Genomic DNA, 22937 nt, shown 5'->3' with positions numbered 1-22937 from the left:
GATTCCTAGGAAGACCGGTTTGAATCCATAGAATCTTTAAGCTATTTGTATGCAGATAGGGCTATGTCCAGTTTGCGGCTTGCGTCCGTGGCCCACGCATTTTTACGATAGTCCCTCGTATTTATGGTGAGTTGATCTGGGGTTATGCGGATTACCATGAATTCCGCATCTCTGGATGCGGGCGAGGGGAGTTGGACGCAATGGATTCCTTTATAGACCCGCGTAGATGACTGGTGGCCGTGCCCTCCCATCCAGAGCACGACATTGGCATCGCCAAAGGCACCGATGACCTCATCAAGGTTGGTGGCCATCTGATGGGAAAGATGCGTGGCCACGACAATGGGTGCTCCATCAGGAATCGCGGCAATGCGAGCGGAGATTTCGTCGAGTGCGCTTTGGGGGATGGGTTGTTTGTGTCCGGCCCCGATGGTGAAGGGGGCGGAGACCGCGATAAAATAAATTCCACCGTTATTGAACGAGTAGCTTTCGGCCCCATGCTTGCCAATGATCCAGTCGCTTACAATATCGGTGACTTGGTCGTGGTTCCCTCCGATTTCATACGAAGGGTATTTTAACTGCTGATCGATCAGCTTTTCATAGCTATCCATGGAGGCCTGAGCTCCATTTACCGTGATGTCGCCGCAATTAAAGACAAAGCTGGGAGTTTTTACAAATCCCTCCATTCCCGCTGGAAAGGCCGTGCCGGGCAGTTGATTCATGGCGATGATGGTAGGTTCGATCCTCTGGATATTTCCATCTGCTGGAATGTGCGTGTCGGACCAGCCAAAGAATGTGATTTCTGAACCCGTGGACGATGTATGTTTTAATATCCCGGCATCGTATCCCGCACGTCCTCCGGTCAGCGTCAGCACCGACTGGAGATCTTTAATTTGATCGGCAGGAATCGTCATGTAGTCGTTATCGAGCACAACGAGGTCCGCGTACTTTCCAGGTTCGATACTCCCCAGTAGATCTTCCATAAAGAGATACCAGGCGTTGGAGCGGGTATGGGCGATGAGAGCCTGTTCCCGGGTTACGGTTTCATTCTGGAGGATCACATCGCCGTGAATATTTTTGCCGGTGACGGCGAAGTAAAGGGTGAAGAAGGCGGGGTAGGGGGAAACAATTTTTGCATCGGAACCGAGTCCCCACATAATGCCGCTTTCCTGTGCCGTTCTAAAAGGAGGGGAATCTTGACCGAAGCGTCTGCCCATGGCCCCGCCCGGCATAGCCGGGCTGTTTTGTAACGCAAGAAACATTCCGAGCTCGGCGGCCTGTCCGATTTGTGCTTTGGTCATCCCATAGCAATGGTGGAATGCCCAGCGAAGGGGGGCTATATCCTGTTTTTGATCGATCTCTCGCAGTAGAGGGAAAATGTCGTCAAACTTTTCCTCCAGCATCGCGTGTTCTGAAACCGTCCAGCCTTTGGCTGCTGCCGCCGCCATGACCGTCTGATAGATCTCTAGCGCATTTGCTTTCGGATTCCATCCCTTGGTGGGGAGATCGTAGGTGTGTATGTAGGGGATTTCACCCAGTCCCTGCATGCGGAAATAGTCGCCTTTTTCAAGGGCTTTCCAGTCCTGTATGCTTTGCACCATTTCCTCGGCGGAAGCGGGGTTTTTGGCCTCGGACTTAATGTGGTGGAACATGCGGACGCCTGACCAGTTGCCGTTATCCTCCACATAGGATTTCGACCATTCCGTGAATTGGTTGTCATAATGAATGGCACCGGCATTCCAGACGGTTGTGATTCCTCCCTTGTTATAGTCCATATTCATCTGGGCCAGATATTGCGTTTTCCATTGCTCTTCATCATAGGAGGGCAGGGCTAGGCGTAGCACGTTGGGAACCCCGGCAAAACGGCCGTCGGGCGCCGATGAAATAAAGCCGGTGTCGGCCGTGACGCCGGCGGCATCGCGACCGACGAGATCCAATGCGGCGCTGTTGGCCACGCCTCCAGAAAACCCTTGTTGAATAAAGACGGGATTATTCGGCGCCAGTTCGTCCAGCTCCTGGCGAGTGAAGGATGCTTGGGAATCTATAAATTGTCTCTTATTCCACCCTCCGATGGATAACACCCATTCGCCTTGTGCGGAGGACGCGATCTTTTCTTTAAGTAATTCCACCGCCTTCTGGCGTGTATTCACCCCATCGAAAAGCGCTTCATACTTCCAGTAGGGTGAACTTCGCAAATAATGGACGTGATTGTCGATCAGGCCGGGGATTACCGTTCGGCCTTCGAGATCGGTGATCACGGTGTCGGCGTCTTTGAGTTGCATAATTTCCGTGTCGGTACCGACTGCAACGATGCGGTCGCCCTGAATGGCCACCGCTTGGGCAATCGAGAAGTTTTTGTCGGCGGTCAGAATTTTTCCATTAAACAAAATCCTATTCGAAACGGCTTCTGGTACTTTCAATCCACTCTGTTTTTTAGGGGGTTCCAGCTTCTCTGGATTCAGAAGTGAATTAATTGCCTGGATAATCTCATCAGAATTGGTTCCCTGTGGGCCACGGACGCCCTTGTATAAAACGGTTCCATTCTGGCCAATGAGGTAGGTTCGATTGGGTGCGCCGGCGTACAGTTTTTCAACGGCATTATCGAGCGTGTCTACCAGAATCGGCATACTCAGATCGACCTGCCGTTGGCAGGTTGTGGCAATGTCCGTTCGTTCTTTATAGGTGGTCGGCTGCGTGAAGTTGATGTCTTTCATCTCATTTACAGGAGCCGGGCGTTCGTCCGTAGCGTGGGCCTCTTTGATATACACAAAGCAAAAATGAAACTTGTCTTTATATTGCTGATAGATCTGTTCAATACCTTCTATCGCTTCACGAAAGGGAGGGCAGGTGTAGCTACCCAGCGTAAGGATGACCGGCTTGTCGTGATAGACGTCGGAGAGCGTTACTGTTTTTTTGGAATTAAGCATTTTTAGTGTAAAATCGGGGGCAATCTCCCCGACGTCAGGACTATGGTCCGCTCCATGACGCTGGGTGAGCCCATCTTGGCCTCCATTTCCACCCGTGTTGTTTGGAGACCGTTTTGCGCGATCTTTCGCATCGGCTCCATCAAGTTGCCCATCCCTATTTTTATCCATTTCATCAAAGCGGGAATCACTTCCTCTAAATTCGTCTTTGGAGACCAATCCGTTTTTATCGGTATCAAACCGATCAATCATGGTTTGCCAACGACTGGTTGATCCCTCGCGATATTTTTGTGCCATAACTCCGGTTGTCAGCAGTATCAATGCAAGGCCGACTACAATGGGACTCTGTTTTTTTGTCATGGTTTTCTCCTTGGTTTCATTTTTTAATGGTTACGTTCTGCCCGACTTCAATCTTCATCATGTCTTCGCCGATGACCAATGAGCCCTTGTATGTCTTTTTTGTTTCCGCGATGATTTTTTCCAGCGAGCCGCGCGGCCCTACGATTAAATGCGTGTAGACCACCAGTTGGGGTCGAACTTGCTCGAAAACCTTTCCCGCATCGGTGGCATTGGTATGATGCCATCGCGACAGCAAACCTTTGCGTGATGATTCTCTGGTGGATTCCCGCTGACTTTCAGAGATGGCACCCGGCATTACTTCATGAATCAGTAAATCTGTACCTTTCGCGTATTTAATCAGGTTCTCGGAATACATGGTATCGCCGGAAATTACCACGGAGCATTCTTTGTAGTTAATACGATAGCCGAGCGCCGGATACAGGTTCTTTTGCTCGGAAGAGATGCTTGCTGGATGATGCGGTACGTCGAATGCGATTACTCGTACGCCCTCTTTCTCATAAACGATTCCTTCTCCGATATTCTGGGGAATTATCTCGGGTTTTCGTTTCCCCCCCATTGCCATGTAGTCAATGTCATACCGATAGGTCGCCTTAATATTCGCTACTAGCTCTTCCGTTCCCTCCGGTCCAAAAACATATAACGCCCCCTTTCGTTGCATGCTTCTTCCGCTTAAAAAAAGAACGTCGAGATCGCAGATATGGTCAAAATGGTGGTGCGTGAGAAATACGTTGGTTGTCTCTTTGATATAGGATGGACCAAGTTTTACCAATTGTTCCACCATGCCTCGGCCCGCATCAAAGAGCAATTTTTGCCCTCCAGCTTCTATCAGCGTAACTGCATGCTTACGCCCGTACAGCGCATTGTCCTGAAGTCCACCATGAGCACCGCCTGCGGTGCCCAATAGGGTTACCAGTATCTTGGGTTCCATGGTGTTCGGTGTGGCGGATAGACTCCACATCGTCACGGCCATTAACAAGGTTCGGCGGAACAGTCGTGCTATCATTATTTTTTGATCCTCTCTATGGATTGGTTGTTTCATCTTAAACAAACGTAGCGGTATCGGATGAATTGTTGCCTTTTTTTGAATTTTGGACGGAAAATGGGCGCACGTTATGTCGCATTATGACCCTGTGGTTATGAGCGAAATTGTGGGAAACTGATTCGTCATTTCTTCACCGCACAGATTCAACCCGAAGGCAATAGAGCTATGGAAAACACAAAGTTAACATTGATCCGTCTGATTGCGGCCGTTTTAGTGGTTGGCAGCCTGAGTACGCAGGCTGCGCTATTGGCCTATGAAGGGTTCGACTCCACGGGAGATGTCCAGGTCCAGAATGTGATAAGTAGTGTGGGCTTCACCAACAATTCGGATCTGACCAGTTATAGGATGAGAACCTACAACTCCGCCGGTCTTTCTTATGAGGATGGCAATGGGAATACCTTGGATGTGATGGGCCAGTACGGGGGGATGAATTCGCTGGTGGGCGGCACCAAAAACCTGCAAATGGAACTCACCGGCGGTGCGATTAGTAGTGGAACCGTTTATATGAGCTTCCTGTTTGATGCCGATAACGCCACAGGCGGCTTCAACGCAGGGCTTTTGAGCGGGGCGGTGGGAACCGCCAGCAGCATGGGTTCGGTTATGCAAGCTATGGTTCGCGCGACGTCCACAGGATGGGGCAACTTTGGAGTCCCGAGCGGTATTGACGATGTTGGCGGCCCCACGAATGCAGGGCTTCATTTCGTCGTTTCTGAGGTCGATCTGGATGCGGGTACGATGACTACTTACTTTGATCCGAGCGATCTGACCGATGTGGTCGGCAATGCCTCTCATACAGTAGTCTCGGCGGGCGCCACTTTTTCGCCAATCACGCATTTCGGGTTCAGCTTGGGCGCTAATATTGGCTACGTGGACGAAGTCCGGATCGGTACGACACTTGCGGACGTAGCGCCTGTTGCCCCAGTTCTTTATGCTTATGAAGGATTCGACGCGGTTGGGAATATCCGGATCCGGGATATGATCAGCGGCGAGGGCTTTACGAACAATTATGATCTCACCAGCTATCGGATGAGAACCTACGACTCCACGGGGCTATCCTACACCGACGGCCTGGGAAACACTTTGGATGTGATGGGCCAGTACGGGGGGATGGACGGGTTGGTGAGCGGTACCAAGAACCTGCAACTGGAACTCACCGGCGGTGCGATCAGTAGTGGAACCGTTTATATGAGCTTCCTGTTCGATGCCGATAACGCCACGGGCGGCTTCAACGCAGGGCTTTTGAGCGGGGCGGTGGGAGTCTCCAGCAGCATGGGCTCGGTTATGCAAGCTATGGTTCGTGCGACGTCCACAGGATGGGGCAACTATGGAAACACGAGCGGTATTAACGACATGGGCGGCCCCACGACCGCCGGGCTTCATTTCGTCGTTTCCGAGGTGAATCTAGATGCGGGTACGATGACGACCTATTTCGATCCGACCGATTTGTCCGACGTGGCCGGGAGTGCTTCCCATACGGTAGCCTCGTCGGGGGCTACCTTTTCGCCGATAACGCATTTCGGGTTCAGCCTGGGCGCGAATATTGGTTATGTAGACGAAATTCGTATCGGCGACGCAATGGAAGCGGTGATCCCCTATAATCAACTTTCTGGAATCCTCGGCATAAGTGACGATTTCGATACAGATGCCCAGACCTATTCCAACTGGGTGAGCGTGGGATCCGTCGTTACCCGGGTTCAATATGACGGGGGGCTGAAGCTGAACACGCAGGATGCGACCCCGCAGAACGAAGCGATCGGCCTGACGCTTGTCGGCACGATGGTGCCCGGCGAGGAAATCGTTTTTTCCGGCAGCGTCTACAACGATGGTGATCGCGAAGGTTCCTATATCGTTCAACTATGGAACCTGACGGAAGATACCCTGCTGGAGGAATCTGAATATATAATTAAGGCTTCTGATGACGTGGCCTATGTGCCTGTGGATTTTAATGTGCGTTTTGTTGCCCGGTACCGCGACCTTGGGGATGCGGTGCAGGTTCGTCTTGTTGAAATGGCCGACCAACCTTCACGGGATATTTTCCTCGACCATTTTTCCGTGACAGGCGGGAACTTCGACGCCACCCCCAGCGACCTTTCGGCGCCGCCCGGCGCCACCTTTCCCTGGGGGGATCAGTTTCCATTTGGCTTCTATTCTACCTCGGAGGCCGACTCGGACTATGTGCTTGCACATGGGGCAACCGTGCTTGGCCCCTACTATGGGAGTGCCCAGCCTGCTAGCTTGACGCTGGCGGCGAGCAAGGATGCCAACTATTTTTATAAGGTGACTCCCGAATGCATGCAGGGGGTTAATGCTGCCGTGTTTGATACGCCAGGTTATGTCTTACCCAGTGATGCCACCATTGTCGCGGATACGTTGGAAGCCATCAAAGACGTAAAATACAGCAAGAAGGTCGTCATGTGGGACCTGGGCCCCGAGGAGCTGCGCCCCTGGAGAGTGGCTGAAATGCACTACCTCAATGTTGCCTCGTCGGCCTTGCGGGCCAACGACCCCTACGGCCGGCCGATCTTTATGTATGAGCCCGGTAACCGCACGGTTGACTCTTTATCGAAAACGCTTCCCTTTTTGGATCTCTGCGGTAAAGGAACCTACCTGCCGACCGATGGGAACGATAGAAAGTATAACCGTATCTGGGTGCGGTGGTCGATGGAGCAGGAGATCAATGCCATTGCTGCAGTAAAAACGAATGCGGTTCCATTGATAGTGCTTTGGATGGCCGCAGATGCACTCCCCGGGGAGGAACATCTGATTGAAACCTGGTGCCGGCATGATACCTACATGGGGCTCATTATGGGAGGAAAAGGGGTCAGCATTTGGTCGGGATTCAGAAATAGGACCGGATTCCAAAATGATTTCCAGGCTTACCTTGATGGCTACCTCACGGTTGCGGACGATCTGAATAACGATCGCAATCTTGCACCGGTCTTTCTGTACGGTGTAACGGTAGCCGGGGTTTCCTCGGCGGTTACGTCCGGCCCCACTGAGCTATATGAGCCGGAGCAAGGGATGACCTACCCGTCGATCACCTATACCATGCGCGACTATTTCGGCCAGCAATATCTCTTCATGGTCAACTCCGCCACGCAGAACGTATCCGTCACGTTTAGCGGGGTGCCCGATACCCCTCGAACTGACCTTTTCGAGGAGATGGAGTATGCCGCTTCCGGCGGGTCGTTCTCCATTGACCTGGCTCCCTTGCAGGTTGCGGGCTTTCGGTTCGATGGCTATGAGGCGTGGCGCGATCAGCATTTTACGCAGCCGGAGATCGGCGCGGGGCTGGCCGACCCCGGAGCCGACCCCGATGGCGACGGTCACGACAATCGCGATGAGTTCGACGCCGGAACCGACCCGAACAATGGAGACGACTATTTCCATGCCACTATCGAACCTTTAAGTGCAGGAATGGATCTTGTTTTTTCTACGTCGAGCAATCGGTTCTACGACGTCGATTACTCTACGAATCTGATCGGTGGCAACTGGCTGTCCATGCTTGGAAACGAGCAGGGCACCGGGGATGATCTGTCGGTTGAGGACACCCGCCAGTTCCCTGCCGCATACTACCGCGTTCGCGTCAGTCGCCCTTGACGACTCGTGGCTTTTTAAGCGGGTATTGATGCAGTACACATGAGAATGACTCGAGATAAATTTCAGCGATTCCATGTGATGGGAGTGATACAAAATTTTACCGATTGAAAAGAATGCATATGAGGACGAGAGCTATTTTGACGATGGGGTTTGTTGCGGCATTATTTACAGGGTGCGTGCCTGAAAATCCGGTCGAACCTGCTGAAAATATAATTCAAGGAGACTCTTCGCAAGCAGAGGGCACTCCTGCGGGAAAGAAAGCAGTTGATCCAGCATTCTCTCTGCAAACGGATGATGCCTTCGAAAAAGAGAACGTCGTTCTTCAGGTGCTTCCGTGGGTTCATGCGGCGCCTGCACCCATTAAGCTCGGTGCTCCTTTGCCGATTGAGCCCGACTCCGATGGCCTTTTTCTGCTTGAATTTGAAGGCAGTGGACTGCCCAAGGGATTGGACGCCAGTAATTCAAAGGTCTCGATCGATACCGCCCGCCGGATCCGTGGCGATCAGGCGTTGCGCTGGGATTGGAACGCCGGTGCGGAGCTAAAATTCCAGCTGCCTATTGCTTGTGCCCCGAAATGGGATATCAGGGATCAAAATAATTTTCCCGCAACCCGTGTGTTTAAGTTCTGGATCTACAACGAAGAGCCGTTGCCCGAAAAACAACTAAAAATTGTTTTTGGCGATGAGCAGGGCGAGCCCTGTTCTTTTCCTGTTAATCTCGACTTTTCCGGTTGGCGAACGGCGTGGGTTTCCTATCAGCGCGATATGCAGGGAAAGCCTGACCGCGACCTGGCCTATGTCCGTTTTATTGCGCCGGAAGATGTGGAATCCGGGACCTTCTGGATCGATGATATTTCCCCGTCGCTCTTGATCGACAAGCGCCACCAGACCGCCGATTGGCAAGTACCTTTCCTTAGCAAGCACAAGCAGTCCGTGTATGCGTTCGGGGCAGGCGATGTTAACCTGATGTTAGATCGATCGGTCGACAAAGCGTCCTTCGAGGGGAAACTGAGCGCTGCCGACCGTGCTGCTTTCAGCCTGATTGAAGAAAAACTAAGCGCGTTCTATGATCCGAAGGCAGGCGATGTCGATGCCCTTGAACGCAGATTTCTGAACTATGGAATCGTCAAAGATGCCACGGGCGTAATTCGGGGTGCATACCTCCCGTACATTCCCTGTCATAGCGTTGGCTACCCCAAGAGGTTGAAAGCGCAACTCAATGCCATGAAAAAAAATAAATCCGATATGTACGGGTACAGCTCACTCATGCTTGACATCGCGCGAAACTATCTTTACTGGAAGGACGAGCCCTCTGGCAACCGCAACGCAGAGCGGCTCAAGACCCTGTTTGTGCTCATGAGCGAGCACCTACTCGACCAAGGCTGGCAGGCGGGTAGTTCTCAGGGCACCACACACCATTTCGGCTATGCCTCGCGTAATTGGTCTGCAGCTGTTTTCCTGATGCGCAACGAATTGGAACAGGCTGGATTGTTAGAATCCATGACCGATTCTATGGTCTGGTATTTCAGCACAAAGAGGCATTTTCTGGATCCACCGTCCAAAGTGGTTTACAACATGGATTATTTAAATACCTTCGCCTTTTCCGATCTGCTGACGTTGGCCTCGCTGCCAGATTCCCCGTGGAAAGCCCACTTTTTGGGCACATTTTCAAAATCGTTGAGTACTGGCCTTTGCGTGCCATCGCCAGGGAATCAAGGCGGGATTAAGAGCGACGGAAGTTTGTTCCACCATCATATGCACTATACGGGTTACGGATTGCCTGCGATGGGCGGAGTAGTCAAGTTGGTGGATATTTTCGATGGTACGCCCTACGAGTTTTCAACGGAAGTCTATGGGGTTCTCAAGCTGGCCTTTCTTCGTGCACAACTTTGGGGGTACCCGTGGTCGGGTTTAAATGCTTGTGGCCGTCATCCTTTGGTAGCGGAAAATGAGCTAATCAGTTCAATCACGAAGCAGCTGGCTCTGAGTAAGCCGGGAACGGACGGGTGCGACATCGAGCTTGCCGCGGCATATCTCAGCATGGAAGGGGGCGAGGCTCAGAAAATATTTGGGCAAACGATAGAAGCAGAAGACCTTCCCCTAGGAGCTTGGAGTATGAATTATCACGGAGGAGGGATCTACAAGTATGGGAATTCCTCGGTGCAACTTAAAGGGTATGGGAATGGCGTGCGCTCCCACGAAACCTACAAAGACGATAACCGCTACGGTCGCTACGGAAGCCACGGCACCATTATGGTGTTTAAAAACACCCGCAAGCACCCATCGGGGTTTCTCCAACCCGGTTGGGCTTGGTCGCAACCGCCTGGAGCAACCACACTCATGCTTAATCCCGATCAGCTTGAAGGGCACAAAGGCAATAGTGGATTGAGGGTGCCGCAAAATACCCCATTTGGGGGCAGTGCCCATCTCGACAACGAAATTGGCTTATTTGGCTTCCAGCTGGATCGAGTTGATGGGAAGCCCCACGAACAATCCATCCAGATGCGCAAGTCCGTGCTGTCCATCGACGGCAAGCTTATCTGCCTCGGAAGCGACCTTTCCGGTAGTTCGAAATATCCACTCGCCACGACACTTTTCCAGAGTGGTTTGCGCAAGGGCAACGATATCGTGATCGTTGAGGGCTCGAAAATGCCGCTGAAACAACCGATCTCGAAAGGTTGGAAGACGGGCGGAATCTTGCCCTCATGGCTCATTGATCCCTATGGCACTGGCCACTATATTGCTCCAGGTAGCCAGTTTAAGCTAACGATCGGTAAACAGGTTTCAAAGCACAACAAGACGAGAAAACTGACCGAGGGCGAGTTTTCCCTAGCTTGGCTAGAGCATGGTATTTTTGCCAAAAATGCGAGCTACGAATATGTCAGCCTGCTTGATGCTGATGTCGGAATGATGCAGCGGTTCGACAAGCAGATGGCGTCGTCGAAACCGTTCTATTATGTAAAACGTAAAAACGCCGCCACCCATGCGATCCACGTGCCGGAACACAAGGTGTGGGCGCTCGTTAACTTTGAGCCGCTGGCCGATCCGGTCGGCCCGATTCTTGAGGTAAGCCAGCCCTGCTTCGTTTTAATGAAGCAGCTGCCGGATGAATCCATTCGCTTAAGCGTTACGGATCCCCGACTCGAATTGACCGAAACAACGACCGCTGCGCCGGTGGATGTGGTGCTCAGAATCAAAGGGCGCTACAGGCTGACAGGGTCGGAGGAAGGGGTTCTTGCCACGGTGGTTTCAGGGAATACCGAGCTCACCGTTCGCTGTGCCGAAGGCCAGTCTACCGCATTCACGATTGAGTCCATGTAGGTGGGTCGGAAGTCGCAGGCATCATAAAAATGGGTGCCTCCGGCGCCGATCTGCATGTTTCCCTGATTCGATGAAGATCAGCATCCAACGGCTGCTGTAGAACGGAATCGCACCCTCTGATCACGTCCCTATAATCAGCGATATTATCCAATCTTTATCCGCATGCTAGTATCTCGCGAAAACAACGTTGAAACCAAAGGTTAATCTACGACATGCAGCAGATATTTATCACATTTGTTTTTCTTGGACTGGTTGCAGGAACCGGATTTGGCTTCGCCGACTTCGAGTCGGCCCGTTCGTTGAAAAAACGGACGCAGGGATCGATGGAGGACGCGACAATTGAACCGGTATGGGCACCGGACGACTCCGCTCTCTATTACCAGCAGCAGGGCAGTATTGTCCGGATCGATACACAAACCGGAACCAAAGAGTCAGTACTGGATGCCAAGCAACTCAACGGCCGATTCGACGGGAAACAACCGGTAATTCAGCGTTTCAAGATTACCGAAGACGGATCGATCACCTGTCTCGCCGATGTCGGCGGCGTGATCAGGGTGCTCCGAGTGGAGGAGGGCGGCATCCGTCCCGTCGCACCGGAGAAAGACCCGTTCGCCCTCCTGGCACACAAGTCGGCGAAAAATTTAAAGAGCGGCAAGGGCAGCGGCGCGTCTAAAATCTATTTTGTGAACAACTCCAGCGAACCCGGGGAAATCGTCTGGGTTTCCGGAACAGGGGAGCACAAAACCTACGTCACGCTCGAACCCGGGGAAACCTACGTCCAGAATACCCATGCAGGACATCTATTCTCCTGCGGAGAAGTTGCCTTCCGCGCCGAAAAAAAACCGGGCGTCGCCTATCTGGGCTCGGAACCGGAAAAACAGACCGGAAGCACGACGGATCCCCGTCAATGGAAGGCGGAGTTCAAGGATTACAACCTGCACGTCACCAATAGGAAAACCGGCAAAACCATGCAGTTAACGTCCGACGGTTCCGAAGGTTGGAAATATCGAGGTCCTGGACATTGGTCGCCGGATGGAAAATATGTCGTGGTCTTTCGCGAAAAAAAGGGAACCGACCGGCACATTGATATCATCGAATCAGCACCCAAAGGCCAGCTTCAGCCTAGGACCAAATCCATCCGCTACCTCAAACCCGGCGACGAGCTGGACGTGGCCACGCCCTGTCTTTTCGATCTCCGGACCGGAACTGAAATTACGTTGGATAATTCGTTGTTTTCCAACCCCTGGAACATTACGCGCCTGCATTGGGCTCCCGATCGTTTCTTCTTTCTCTACAACGAGCGTGGGCACCAGACCCTGCGACTGGTCGCCGTCCAGGCCGCGACCGGAAAAACTGCCACTTTGATCGAAGAGACAAGCCCCACCTTCATCGATTATTCCCAGAAAACTTTTCTTCATCAGCTCGACGAAACCGACGAAGCCATCTGGATGTCGGAGCGCAGCGGGTGGAACCATCTCTATCTGGTTAACCGCAAAACCGGAAAGACCAAGCCCATCACCGCCGGCGAATGGGTGGTTCGCGAAGTCGAACATGTCGACCCGGAAAAACGGCAGCTCTGGCTCAGGGTTTTCGGGGTTTATAAAGATCAGGATTCCTGCTATTCCCACTTCGCCCGCGTCAATTTCGACGGATCGGACTTTACCATTCTCACCGAAGGAAACGGTGAGCACGAGGTTGCGTTCTCCGGCAACCGGAAGTTCCTGGTCGATACATGGTCACGCGTCGATCACCCGCCCGCCCAGGAACTGCGGAGATCGGCTGACGGACAAAAAGTTACCGACCTTGGAACAGCCGACACCTCAAAACTTCTCGCCATCCACCCGCACTTGCCGGAACCCTTTGTGACCAAAGGCCGCGACGGAAAAACCGACATCCACGGCGTTATTTTCCGCCCGTCCCATTTCGATTCCAAAAAGAAATATCCCGTCATAGAGTCCATCTACGCGGGACCCCACGGCTTTTTTGTGCCCAAAAAGTTTTCCGCCTACCACGGCCCGCAGCAGATGGCTGAGCTGGGGTTCATCGTCGTGAAGATCGATGGCATGGGCACCAATTGGCGCTCCAGGACCTTCCACGACGTCTGCTGGAAAAACCTGAAGGATTCCGGATTCCCCGACCGGATCGCCTGGCTGAAAGCCGCCGCAAAGAAATATCCGTATATGGATTTGTCCCGCGTCGGCATCTATGGCGGCTCCGCCGGCGGCCAGAGCGCCATGCGCGCCGTGCTCGACTATTCGGATTTCTACAAGGCGGCCGCAGCCGACTGCGGATGCCACGACAACCGCATGGACAAAATCTGGTGGAACGAGGCGTGGATGGGCTGGCCGGTCGACGAGAGCTACGAAAAAAGCTCGAACCTCGCCGATGCCTATAAGCTCGGCGGCAAGCTCCTGCTGACCGTCGGCATGATGGACACCAACGTCGATCCTTCCTCAACGATGCAAGTGGTCGAAGCGCTCATCAAGGCCGGCAAGGAGTTCGAGTTCATTCCCTTCCCCTCCCGCGGCCACGGGGCGGGCGGCAGTAACTACGGAGTGCAACAGCGCGCAGAGTTTTTCATTCGACACCTCGGCACGTGCGACCTTCCGCCCGGGGAAAGTTAAAAAATCGACGTGAATAGCGCGAGGTTTAAGAGGGGGTTCTCGGATTATGTCCAGGGCATACTTGATGAGTATTCATTCTTTGGAGGCGCTGGACTCATTCATGCATCTGGAATACGACGGATCGCATATTAGTTTAACCGGCCCGGTATCTGACTCGCTCTGATTCGGCGCCACGTCCCGAAGTCTCTTTTGCCAACAAACCGCTCCTCTGGCTGGAACGGTTTATTGGTTCGGTCTACTTGGACCGGATCGTTATGAATGCGCTTTTCAGCGTTGGAACCTGAAGGTCGAATAGAATTTCCGCCACGCCATCGGACACCGTTACTTTCGGTGTGGTCGTTTCCCATTCAGCCTTTTCATTCAGGACGCGGAAGGTTTTATTCGCGATATCCCGTTCAGGCAGTTTTAGGCATATTTGTTCCGCTGTGTCGTACACCACATTGCTGGCCGCACAGAAGATTCCGTCTTCGATGTCGAGGGCGTGGACGTGCATCGGGTGTCCCGTTGCAATTGTTTGGTCGGAATCCTCGTTGCCCATGGTGAAGAGCAATTTGGTCCAGTATTCCTGACGTACGCGGTTGAAATAGGCCATGTAGAATTGAGCGGTTCCTAACGGATAGCAGCAGGTGTAGATGCTGCCGCCCAGTTCGTTTTTAAACAGGCCGGAGGCGGGGAAGAGTTCTTCGAGACTGGCATTCTTGATGGTCGACAGCACGCGGGTTTCCGGTGCGTAGGCTAGAACGCCGATCGGATCGGTGCATCGCTGAGCACACATACGTGCGTTGACTCCGCCTTCGAGTTCGCCAAAGAAGTCGGGCTCGATTTCTTCGAGGGAATAGGCCGAGTCGTCGAGTTTTGTCCGGTCAATGTCTTTTACTCCGATCAGGGCACCAAAACCGCGTTCCACCAGAATCTCGATGCTTTGCAGGTCCAGGATCAACGGATAGCTGAGCAGCTTTTTGATTTCCTCATCATTGAAGCAGCGCAGGGTCTGGTCGGACACGGCAAAGATGGTTCCGGGGGCGGCATCGATGCTTTTTGTGAATCCATGGCTGATGCCGAGGATGTAGAAGACTTTGCTCCAGTCTACCGAATGTCCTTCGAGTTCGTTGAGCGAGGCCGACGAGGATCCTGAAAGATCTTCGCCGGTGTTGAGTTTTGCGGCAGCCTGTGCAATTCCGTTGCCGGTCTGTTTGTGAGCAGCAATGTCAGGGGAAAAGAGGATTTTTACGCCGCGCGCTTTACGATCGTTCAGTTTCAATGGCATGAGGGCATCGAACAGCGGGCGTTGCTTGGCGAGGGCTTTGCCCATGCCGCGGTCATAGTAGGTGTTCATCCCCATGTTATCAAAGTGGTTGATCGTAATGCCTCGTGATCCGAAACAGATGGCATTGAACATTTCCCATGCGGTATAGGCATGCGTTCCGCTGTACGCACCGCAGCGAGGGGAGTTTTCCAGTTCGGGATAGATGTCGGCATCGCGATCCAGATTGGCAATGGTGTGCCGTGAATACCCCGGGGTGGTAATAAGGGGCAGCTCCTCGGTGTAGGGCGGCATGTGCGGGCGGATGAGATAGCGTTCATCGTCTTGGGTCCAAATATCCATTAGGCCATTCCAGTCGCGACCTTCGATGCTCTGCACATCCGGGATGCTCGACATCAAGCCGATGCGCATTTCGGGCGAAGCGGCTTTGAGGGCCTTAGTCAGCTTTTCGGCCGGCTCGCTCAAGCCCTGTCGCGCCACCTCGAGCCACTGGGCGCGCCAAGGGTGTGGTTTGCCCGGCTGTGTTATTGCGGCAACGGCCTGTTCGCGCGTCACGTCTTCGCCGACCCGCTTGGAAAAGCGGTCAAGGCAGTGATCGCAAAAGCAGCCTCCATAGCCCATTTCGCCGCCATGATTGTGCAATCGCCAGTCGTCTTCGATCCACATGGCCACGGGATTGATTTCCTGGGTCAGGTAGACGAAGTATTCGTTCAGATAGGTCTGCCAGTTCTCGCAGAGCGGGCAAGCGGTCATGCCGTTTGCCACACCGGTTTCGCCGACCATTGGACGGAAGTCCTGTCCTTTGTGAAGCGTCCGGCCGCGAGAGCAGTGGTAAGTGGTGGTCCAGGGGTTCAGGCTCACTTCCACGCCGCGTTCGTTGAGCAGAACTTTGGCCCGTTTGATGGCCTCGACCCAGGGTTTGATCAGTTCGATGGTTGGGTGTCCTGAACTGCGTTCTTCCGGCATGAGCAGGAACATAACTTCGTTGGTGGTGGATTCTTCCACAAAGTTTGTTAGCTGCTTGAGGTTTTGTTCCAGCACATTGAACGGGTCGAGTCCGTAGCGCAGGATAATTTTAAAAGGTTTTGTAGTTCTATTCTCGTCCCGGCTAATCGCACTCATTCTAAATCTCCATATCGATATCTATATTAAAGTTGAGAGATAGATAGTATATGGTCAACCGGGAAGCGCAACGGGGATTTTGCGTACTTATATGGGTCCGAATTGCGTCGGGTTCCTATTCTGGTTATACTGCTTATTGATCCGTATTGATGGGGGACGTTTTACTCTTTGGGGCGGACTGCGCCACCCTTTCGATATGCCGTCGCGGAAAGGCCTGTTATTTTTCGAAACATATCTTTAAATCGGTTGATGGTGTTAAATCCAGACTCCTGCGCAATCCGCGAAATAGGCCAATTGGTCTGCTTGAGTAGTTCCTTGGCCCGCTCGACATGGCAACGACCAATTTCCTGATAGATGCCGTGTCCGACGATATCCTGAAAACGCCGTTCTAGGACTCGCCGGGAAGGAGGCACAGCGTTCACCACGTTCGATACGTCAATAAAGCCCCCGGCATGATTACGGATATATCGCAGCGCATCGGCGACATTTGTGTCTTCAATATTGAGGAAGTCTGAAGAGTTTCGTAAAATAATGCCTTCCGGTGGAATTATAATCACACTCTCTTTCGGTTGTTTCCCCCGCATTTGGGCATCCAGCATTTGGGCGGCTTTATATCCAAATTTTTTCCCCGACAGAGCAATGCTGGACAGGTTGGGGTAGGCGAACTTGCAAAGAATATGGTCATTATCTGCGCCGATGAGGCAGATATCTTCGGGAATCCTGAGCCCCAAGCGTCGGCAGGCGCGTATAATCCCGTACCCCACCCGGTCGTTGGATGCAAAGACTCCAATGGGGGGCTGTAGCTGGCGTACGGCATCAAGATAGTAGTTGGTCTCTATCCAGCTGTCGTCGAGTTGTTTGGAGGGGGATAATGGGCGGATCCATAGCTTTGTGCAGGGTGCATTATTCTGGGCAAGGGTGTCGGCAAAACTATTGCAACGCAGAACGCTGTAATGCCAATCCTTCGGCCCGATAAAGGCGAAACGATCCAGATTGTGGTGCAACAGATGTTCTGCCGCCATTCTGCCGATGGCTGCATTGTCGAACGAGATGGTCGGGAAGGGCATTTCTTGCAATGCGGCTGCAACATTAACGACGGGGATTCCCTTTTCCTGCAGCATGCGAACCTGCTCTTTGTTGTAGACGGGAGCCATAATGCCGTCTCCGTCCCACTGTTTTAGCTCTGCCCAAGAGGTGAGGGAAATGGGTTCCTCGCAATGAATATCAATCTCCCATGGCCCATGTTTTTCCGTATACAAAATAACCCCATCAATGATATCCCGCATAATCTCGGAACTTAGGGAGAACCGTAACGCCACCTTTTTTACTTCTAACATGCCAAACCTCTCATATTTCTTAAATATTTAGCACAGCAGTCGATATTGTCAATCGCATGTTTGAAGTGGATGATGGGGCCGGCGTGCATTTTTTGGCGTGAGTGGAATGGACGGCTTTGGGTCTGGGAGAGTGAATTTAGCTTCCGTCGCAAATAGGGACCAGTTTAGGTCGTGTTTCGAGCACTGTTCCGGCGCGGTGATTTTTGACAACATGTTTGGCAGTTATGGAAACGATGAAACAGAAGAGGGCCGTGAGCGTGAGTAAAAAACCAAATGTCATGGTTGTTCTCACTGTTGATGAACGCAGAAGCCCGCTCAGCAAAAGAGAACTAGAGGTGATATAATGCAGAACACACACGGCCTTGCTTGGGGAATTATATTTTGTTTGCTAGGAAGTCTGGAGGCGAGATCATCGTCGTCCCCAGTGGATTTTTTACGGGCAACTTCGTTCGAGCGCGCTGCCGATCTCGATCATTTTCGGTCGGCGGTTCCGGACGCGATTGAAATGAGCGCCAAGCGTTGTCAGTTTGGACAGCAATCTCTTCATTGGAGGTGCGATGTTGAAAAAGTGCTCGTTGCCGAGCGATTGCAGACGGTGGGGATTGATGAAAGCGGCACCGCATATGGGGGGCACTTTTCGGCCAGTCCTACCTTTATCTTATCGATCTATAATCCATCGAAACAGGACGAGCCGTTGCGGATTGAATTTGGTGCGGGAAATACATTTAACCTGCATTTCGATTTGAGTTTGGACTTTGTCGGCTGGCGTACTTTTTGGGTTCCGTTTTTCGAGATGCAGGGCCTAGCCCCGGAGCCGAAAGCTGCGGTTCAGTTTGATGCCGTGCGGTTTGTCGCACCCGCTTCAGCGAAAGAGTTGTTTTTGGACGACATTGTATTTTCGCAATATGTAGATGACCGTCATGTGTACACGGACCTGCAGGTTCCCTTCATTAAGAAGGGGGGGGAGGGGTCGACGGATCACTGGATGCCCAAGTTGAAGAACTGGCGATTGCTGAAAGAACCCCGCTCAAGTTCGTTTGCCCCAGAAGCGCACGATGAGATGAGCCGAATCTATAATCAGCTGCGCAGTCAATTTTTCGGGCGAGCCTCCGGGAAGCTGTCACCTGCCTATTTTCAGAAGAAGTTTGCGGAATTGGGTGTGGGCGACAAGGGCAAGCCGTTGCGATTCGGTTTTCAGGTTGATCCCATTCGGTATGATTTGGGAGTGGTGGATGAACCGGTGTATCTGAGCATCAAGGAGCTGGGTTCGGAACTTATGAAATTGGTTCAAGCCCATCATGCCTGTGAGACAGCCGATCAGAAGGCGTTGCTGGAAAAGCTGTTTGTCGATGCCGTACAGTATAGTCTGGATCAGGGGTGGCAGAGCGGGAGTTCAATGGGAACCCTTCATCACATCGGGTATTGGATGCGGGACTTCAATACGTCGCTGTTTCTGATGCGCGATGTATTGGAAAGAAATCAGCTTTTGACCGCAGTGGCGGATTCGATGCAATGGCGCCTGAATTTGGGCGAGGTGTTTTTGCCAGCGGAAGAACTCCATGCCGATATTGATTATTACATGACTGAGGCGACCTATCGTCTCATGTCTGTATTTATGACGAAGGATGCTGAACGCAGAGCGATGCTGTTGGAGGCGTTTTCAAGAAATCTCACCACGACATTGGCGATGACCGGCGAGTCGGGGCGGTTGAAGGCGGATGGCACCGCCTGGCATCATCATGGGCATTATCCAGCCTACGCCGTAGGGGCCTTTAATAGATTGCCGAATATTCTGCAGTTACTCAGTGGCACCTCGTTCCGCATTGGAGAAGCCGGGCATGCCAATTTGAAGCGCGCCATGATGGCGGCCACGATTTACAGCAATCCAACCTACTGGGGATTGGGTCAGGCAGGGCGTCATCCGTTGGGCGGGAATATGGATGGGTTAAGTAGAGCCTACCTTCAGCTGGCGCGGAGTGGTTCGCCGGATGGAACGGAAAGGTTGGATCGGGACGTTGCCGCTGCTTATCTTCGAATCTGGGGGGAACCAAAAGATTCCGAAATACGGCAGTTGTTTGCGCAGCAGGCAATCGCTAAACCCGCGGCTCCATCGGGGCATTGGACGTTTCCGTATGCCGCCATGTCCGTGCATCGGCGCGATGATTGGTCGGTCAACTTAAAGGGCTACAACCGCTATGTATGGGCATCTGAAATCTATGTCTTGAACAACCGCTACGGGCGCTACCAATCCAATGGACTGGTGCAGATCTTGCCGAATAAGAGCAAACGCGATAGCGGCTATGAGGAACAAGGCTGGGATTGGAATCATCCGCCGGGAGCCACCACTATTGAGTTGCCGTATGAAGAGTTGGAACCGAAAAAAGAGTTGGTAATGTTCAATTCGTACGAAACGTTTGCTGGTGGCAGCTCGCTGGATGGCAACGGGGTGTGGGCGATGAAGATAAACGAAGCCGATGGATTTACGGTGGATCCGGTCAAGGAAGAGATGAGTTTTCCTGGAAAGCTCAAGGCCCGTAAATCAGTCCATTGCTTTGGGGGTCGCCTGCTCTGTCTCGGATCCGGCATTGAAAGTGTGGATCGTGAACATCCGGTGCATACCACGCTATTTCAAGCCTTTTTGGAAAGCCCTGCGAATGAAATCCAAATCAGTGGCGCACCTACGATTAGCGAGTTCCCGTATCGTACGGAAATCAAGAACGGCAAGAGTACATGGATCATCGATCCGATCGGCAACGCCTATCGGATGTTGGAACCGTCCAGGTTGTTGGTGGCGAAGCGAGAACAGACGGCACCACATAACCGGTATTCAATTTGGACGGGAAAGGACAAAAACCTGAACGGCGATCGGATACAGTCTGGTGATTTCGCTGTAGCGTGGATCGATCACGGAGTGGCTCCGAAAGGAGCCGGATACGCGTATTTGGTTTATCCACAGGTTGGGTCGGTGGATATCGAGACCTTGGAAGAGCGCTTTGCTTCCGATCCGAGGCTGCAGATTGAACGGAAGGATGATCGGGCTCACATTGTTTCCGATCCGGCGCTGAAACTGACAAGCTATGCCTGCTTCGAGGCCGGAACGGTGGGGGATTCTCTGGTGAAATCGGTTTCCACCCCCTGCTTTATCATGGCGAAAGAAGACGGCAGTCAGCTGAGTCTTGCGGTGAGCAATCCCGACCTGAATGCGCCGTTGAGTAAAAAGACAGGACGCTTCGCGGGCGATGCTGAAATGTCAACCGTCGTGTTGGTTCTGGAAGGTGCATGGGGGGGGCTGGCGGGGGATGGAATAAAATCCGTTCAGCGAGGAACCCAAACGGAAGTCACGTTAGATTGCACGCATGGCCTGCCAACCACGGTTACGCTTGCAAGGCATGAAATTAACAACAAGAAGTAGACGAGGAACAGATGAAAAATAAATTTATATTTGTAATTGTACTATTGACCATGCTGGGACTGAAGGCTTCGGCTGCTGAGTCTCCCGCTCCCTCATTCGAGAGGATCTATGAAAACCGGGAAATTCCTTCGTGGTTCAATGAGGATAAGTTTGGAATCTTCGTGGTCTGGGGCGTCTATTCCGTTCCCTCTTTTTATGAAGGGGGTTATTCCGAATGGTACTGGCATTTGCTTGGAACCTCTCCCGCGAATCGGGAGTTTCACGAACGCGTGTATGGCCCGGACTTTACATACGAGCAATTTGCCCCTCAATTTAAGGCGGAATTATGGGATCCCGATTTCTGGTGCAAGCTCTTTAAGGAATCCGGAGCCAAATATGTGGTTACGACCGCGAACTACCACGATGGATTTGCCATGTATCCGACCGCCTATTCTAAAACACAAAATGCAGGGGCTTGGAATAGTATGGAAGTGGGGCCCAAACGGGACCTTATTGGTGAACTGAATGTTGCGGGCGAAAAACTGGGATTAAAGATGGGTCTCTATTACTCCCTGTATGAATGGTATCACCCAAAGTGGTTAAGTGATCCCGCTGATTTTGCTACGAATTGGTTCCACCCAAAATTCAAGGAAGTCGTTTCCCGCTACAAGCCCTGGCATATTTTTCTGGATGGAGACTGGGAGAAAGGGAAGGAAGTTTGGCAGACGGAGGAGCTCGCCCGGTGGCTGTATGATGAATCGCCGGTGAAAGATACGGTCGTCGTTAATGATCGGTGGGCCGGTGGCGATAGCCGCGGCTATTTTGGCGATGTATTTGAAAGTGAATATGGTAATGGGAAATACACGACTCCAGCACACCCATGGCAGGAGGACCGGGGCATCGGAAAGAGCTATGCGTATAACCGGGCGGAAAGTGTCTATGACTATGAATCGCGGGATGAACTGTTGCAGACCTTTAGCAGTATCGTGGGCGGTGGCGGGAATTTCTTGTTAAGCATCGGCCCGCGAGCGGATGGAATCATCCCCTCGTTAATGCAGGAACGCTTGCTGCAAATTGGTGCCTGGCTGAAGATAAACGGCGAGGCCATCTATGGCACAACCGCGAGCCCGTTTTGGCCCCGGACATACGGATGGGGAACCATGTCGCAGAAACCCGGAAAACTTTATCTGCACATTTATAAGGATGACTTAGGTCAACTCCTTCTCCACGACTTTGGCGGAACAGTAAAAAAGGCGGAGTTGCTGCATAAAAAAGGAAGAGTTCCTGTTGAATTTGAAAAAAATGGGGAGCAGCTCTCATTAAGCTGGCCGAATTATTTAAATGACAGCGGGGTGACCATCATCGCTCTTGATGTGCAAGGCGAAATCGCTCGGAATACAATTCCGGTACAGCATGAAAATGGGCAACTTGAATTTAATTGCCAAGCGATGCAAATACATGGGGAAAAAGCCTATGTAAATTATCGGGGATACAGAAACCAACTGGGAATTCAGGATTGGAACGACTCCATGGAGTTTGTCACCGCTGAATACATAATAACAAAACCCGGAAAATATAAGCTCAGCATCATCTATGCATGCGGGGACAAAAGACGAGATTCTGGCGCTGCGCATATTAATGGGGCTGGTAGCGAGTATGTTCTTTCTACGGCAGGATCGACCTTTACAGAAACCGTTGTGGGTACAAAATACTCCAATGACTATCAGCTTTTTGAACTTGGAGAGGTTGAGTTTACAGCTGCTGGAAAATATCACTTGGAAGTTAAGCCTAAAGAAAATGGCGTATGGAAGAATTTTGCATTCCAAGGAATCAAACTGGATCCCATTAAATAAAATAATGGGAAGGACAGAAGTGTGGCGCGGGGAATGATCGGGGCAGTGAAGTCTTTCGCGTTGTTAAGACATAATCCAATAGAAGGGGTATATGTTATGTTTG

At 52.1% G+C, this 22937-nt stretch carries 9 protein-coding genes; 5 read left to right on the top strand and 4 right to left on the bottom strand.

The window, feature by feature from the left end; genetic code table 11:
* Positions 1–41: 41 nt before the first annotated feature.
* On the bottom strand, positions 42–3281 hold the full coding sequence (locus tag SCARR_RS05520) for an amidohydrolase family protein (RefSeq protein ID WP_136060505.1): 3240 nt from the start codon (positions 3279–3281) through the stop codon (positions 42–44).
* A gap of 16 nt (positions 3282–3297) precedes the next feature.
* Complete coding sequence (locus tag SCARR_RS05515) at positions 3298–4284, bottom strand: MBL fold metallo-hydrolase (protein WP_168433024.1); 987 nt, start codon at positions 4282–4284, stop codon at positions 3298–3300.
* 204 nt (positions 4285–4488) lie between these two features.
* Between SCARR_RS05515 and SCARR_RS05510 the strand changes: the two genes are divergently transcribed.
* The 3 genes from SCARR_RS05510 (at position 4489) to SCARR_RS05500 (ending at position 13867) form a co-directional block, all read left to right on the top strand.
* Positions 4489–7923: a hypothetical protein gene (locus tag SCARR_RS05510; protein ID WP_136060503.1), complete on the top strand. Its 3435-nt coding sequence runs from the start codon at positions 4489–4491 to the stop codon at positions 7921–7923.
* Between the two features lie 119 nt (positions 7924–8042).
* Positions 8043–11243, top strand: coding sequence for a chondroitinase family polysaccharide lyase (locus SCARR_RS05505; protein ID WP_168433023.1), 3201 nt, complete (start codon positions 8043–8045; stop codon positions 11241–11243).
* A 212-nt stretch (positions 11244–11455) separates the two neighbouring features.
* Entirely contained in the window at positions 11456–13867 is a 2412-nt protein-coding gene (locus SCARR_RS05500) for a prolyl oligopeptidase family serine peptidase (RefSeq protein ID WP_222846189.1), read from the top strand.
* Between the two features lie 235 nt (positions 13868–14102).
* Here the strand turns inward: SCARR_RS05500 and SCARR_RS05495 are convergent, their stop codons facing one another.
* Entirely contained in the window at positions 14103–16253 is a 2151-nt protein-coding gene (locus tag SCARR_RS05495; RefSeq protein ID WP_136060501.1) for a hypothetical protein, read from the bottom strand.
* A gap of 161 nt (positions 16254–16414) precedes the next feature.
* Positions 16415–17590 (bottom strand): AraC family transcriptional regulator, encoded by a 1176-nt coding sequence (locus SCARR_RS05490; RefSeq protein WP_136060500.1) that lies wholly within the window; start codon positions 17588–17590, stop codon positions 16415–16417.
* Between the two features lie 424 nt (positions 17591–18014).
* On the opposite strand from SCARR_RS05490, the gene SCARR_RS05485 reads away from it, so the two are divergent.
* Positions 18015–21002 carry a chondroitinase family polysaccharide lyase gene (locus SCARR_RS05485; protein WP_168433021.1) on the top strand — a complete coding sequence of 996 codons (2988 nt, stop codon included), beginning with the start codon at positions 18015–18017 and terminating at the stop codon, positions 21000–21002.
* An 11-nt stretch (positions 21003–21013) separates the two neighbouring features.
* Positions 21014–22834, top strand: a complete 1821-nt coding sequence (locus tag SCARR_RS05480; protein ID WP_136060498.1) for an alpha-L-fucosidase — start codon at positions 21014–21016, stop codon at positions 22832–22834.
* The last annotated feature ends 103 nt before the right edge of the window (positions 22835–22937 follow it).

This window comes from Pontiella sulfatireligans (genome assembly GCF_900890705.1).
GTDB classification, from domain to species: domain Bacteria; phylum Verrucomicrobiota; class Kiritimatiellia; order Kiritimatiellales; family Pontiellaceae; genus Pontiella; species Pontiella sulfatireligans.
The sequence above is the reverse complement of the archived record's forward strand: the minus strand, read 5'-3'. Positions and strand labels throughout refer to the sequence as shown.

Coding starts and splice junctions, on each gene's coding strand:
- SCARR_RS05520 (WP_136060505.1), bottom strand. CDS start 3,281: ATGACAAAAAAACAGAGTCCCATTGTAGTCGGCCTTGCATTGATACTG.
- SCARR_RS05515 (WP_168433024.1), bottom strand. CDS start 4,284: ATGATAGCACGACTGTTCCGCCGAACCTTGTTAATGGCCGTGACGATG.
- SCARR_RS05510 (WP_136060503.1), top strand. CDS start 4,489: ATGGAAAACACAAAGTTAACATTGATCCGTCTGATTGCGGCCGTTTTA.
- SCARR_RS05505 (WP_168433023.1), top strand. CDS start 8,043: ATGAGGACGAGAGCTATTTTGACGATGGGGTTTGTTGCGGCATTATTT.
- SCARR_RS05500 (WP_222846189.1), top strand. CDS start 11,456: ATGCAGCAGATATTTATCACATTTGTTTTTCTTGGACTGGTTGCAGGA.
- SCARR_RS05495 (WP_136060501.1), bottom strand. CDS start 16,253: ATGAGTGCGATTAGCCGGGACGAGAATAGAACTACAAAACCTTTTAAA.
- SCARR_RS05490 (WP_136060500.1), bottom strand. CDS start 17,590: ATGTTAGAAGTAAAAAAGGTGGCGTTACGGTTCTCCCTAAGTTCCGAG.
- SCARR_RS05480 (WP_136060498.1), top strand. CDS start 21,014: ATGAAAAATAAATTTATATTTGTAATTGTACTATTGACCATGCTGGGA.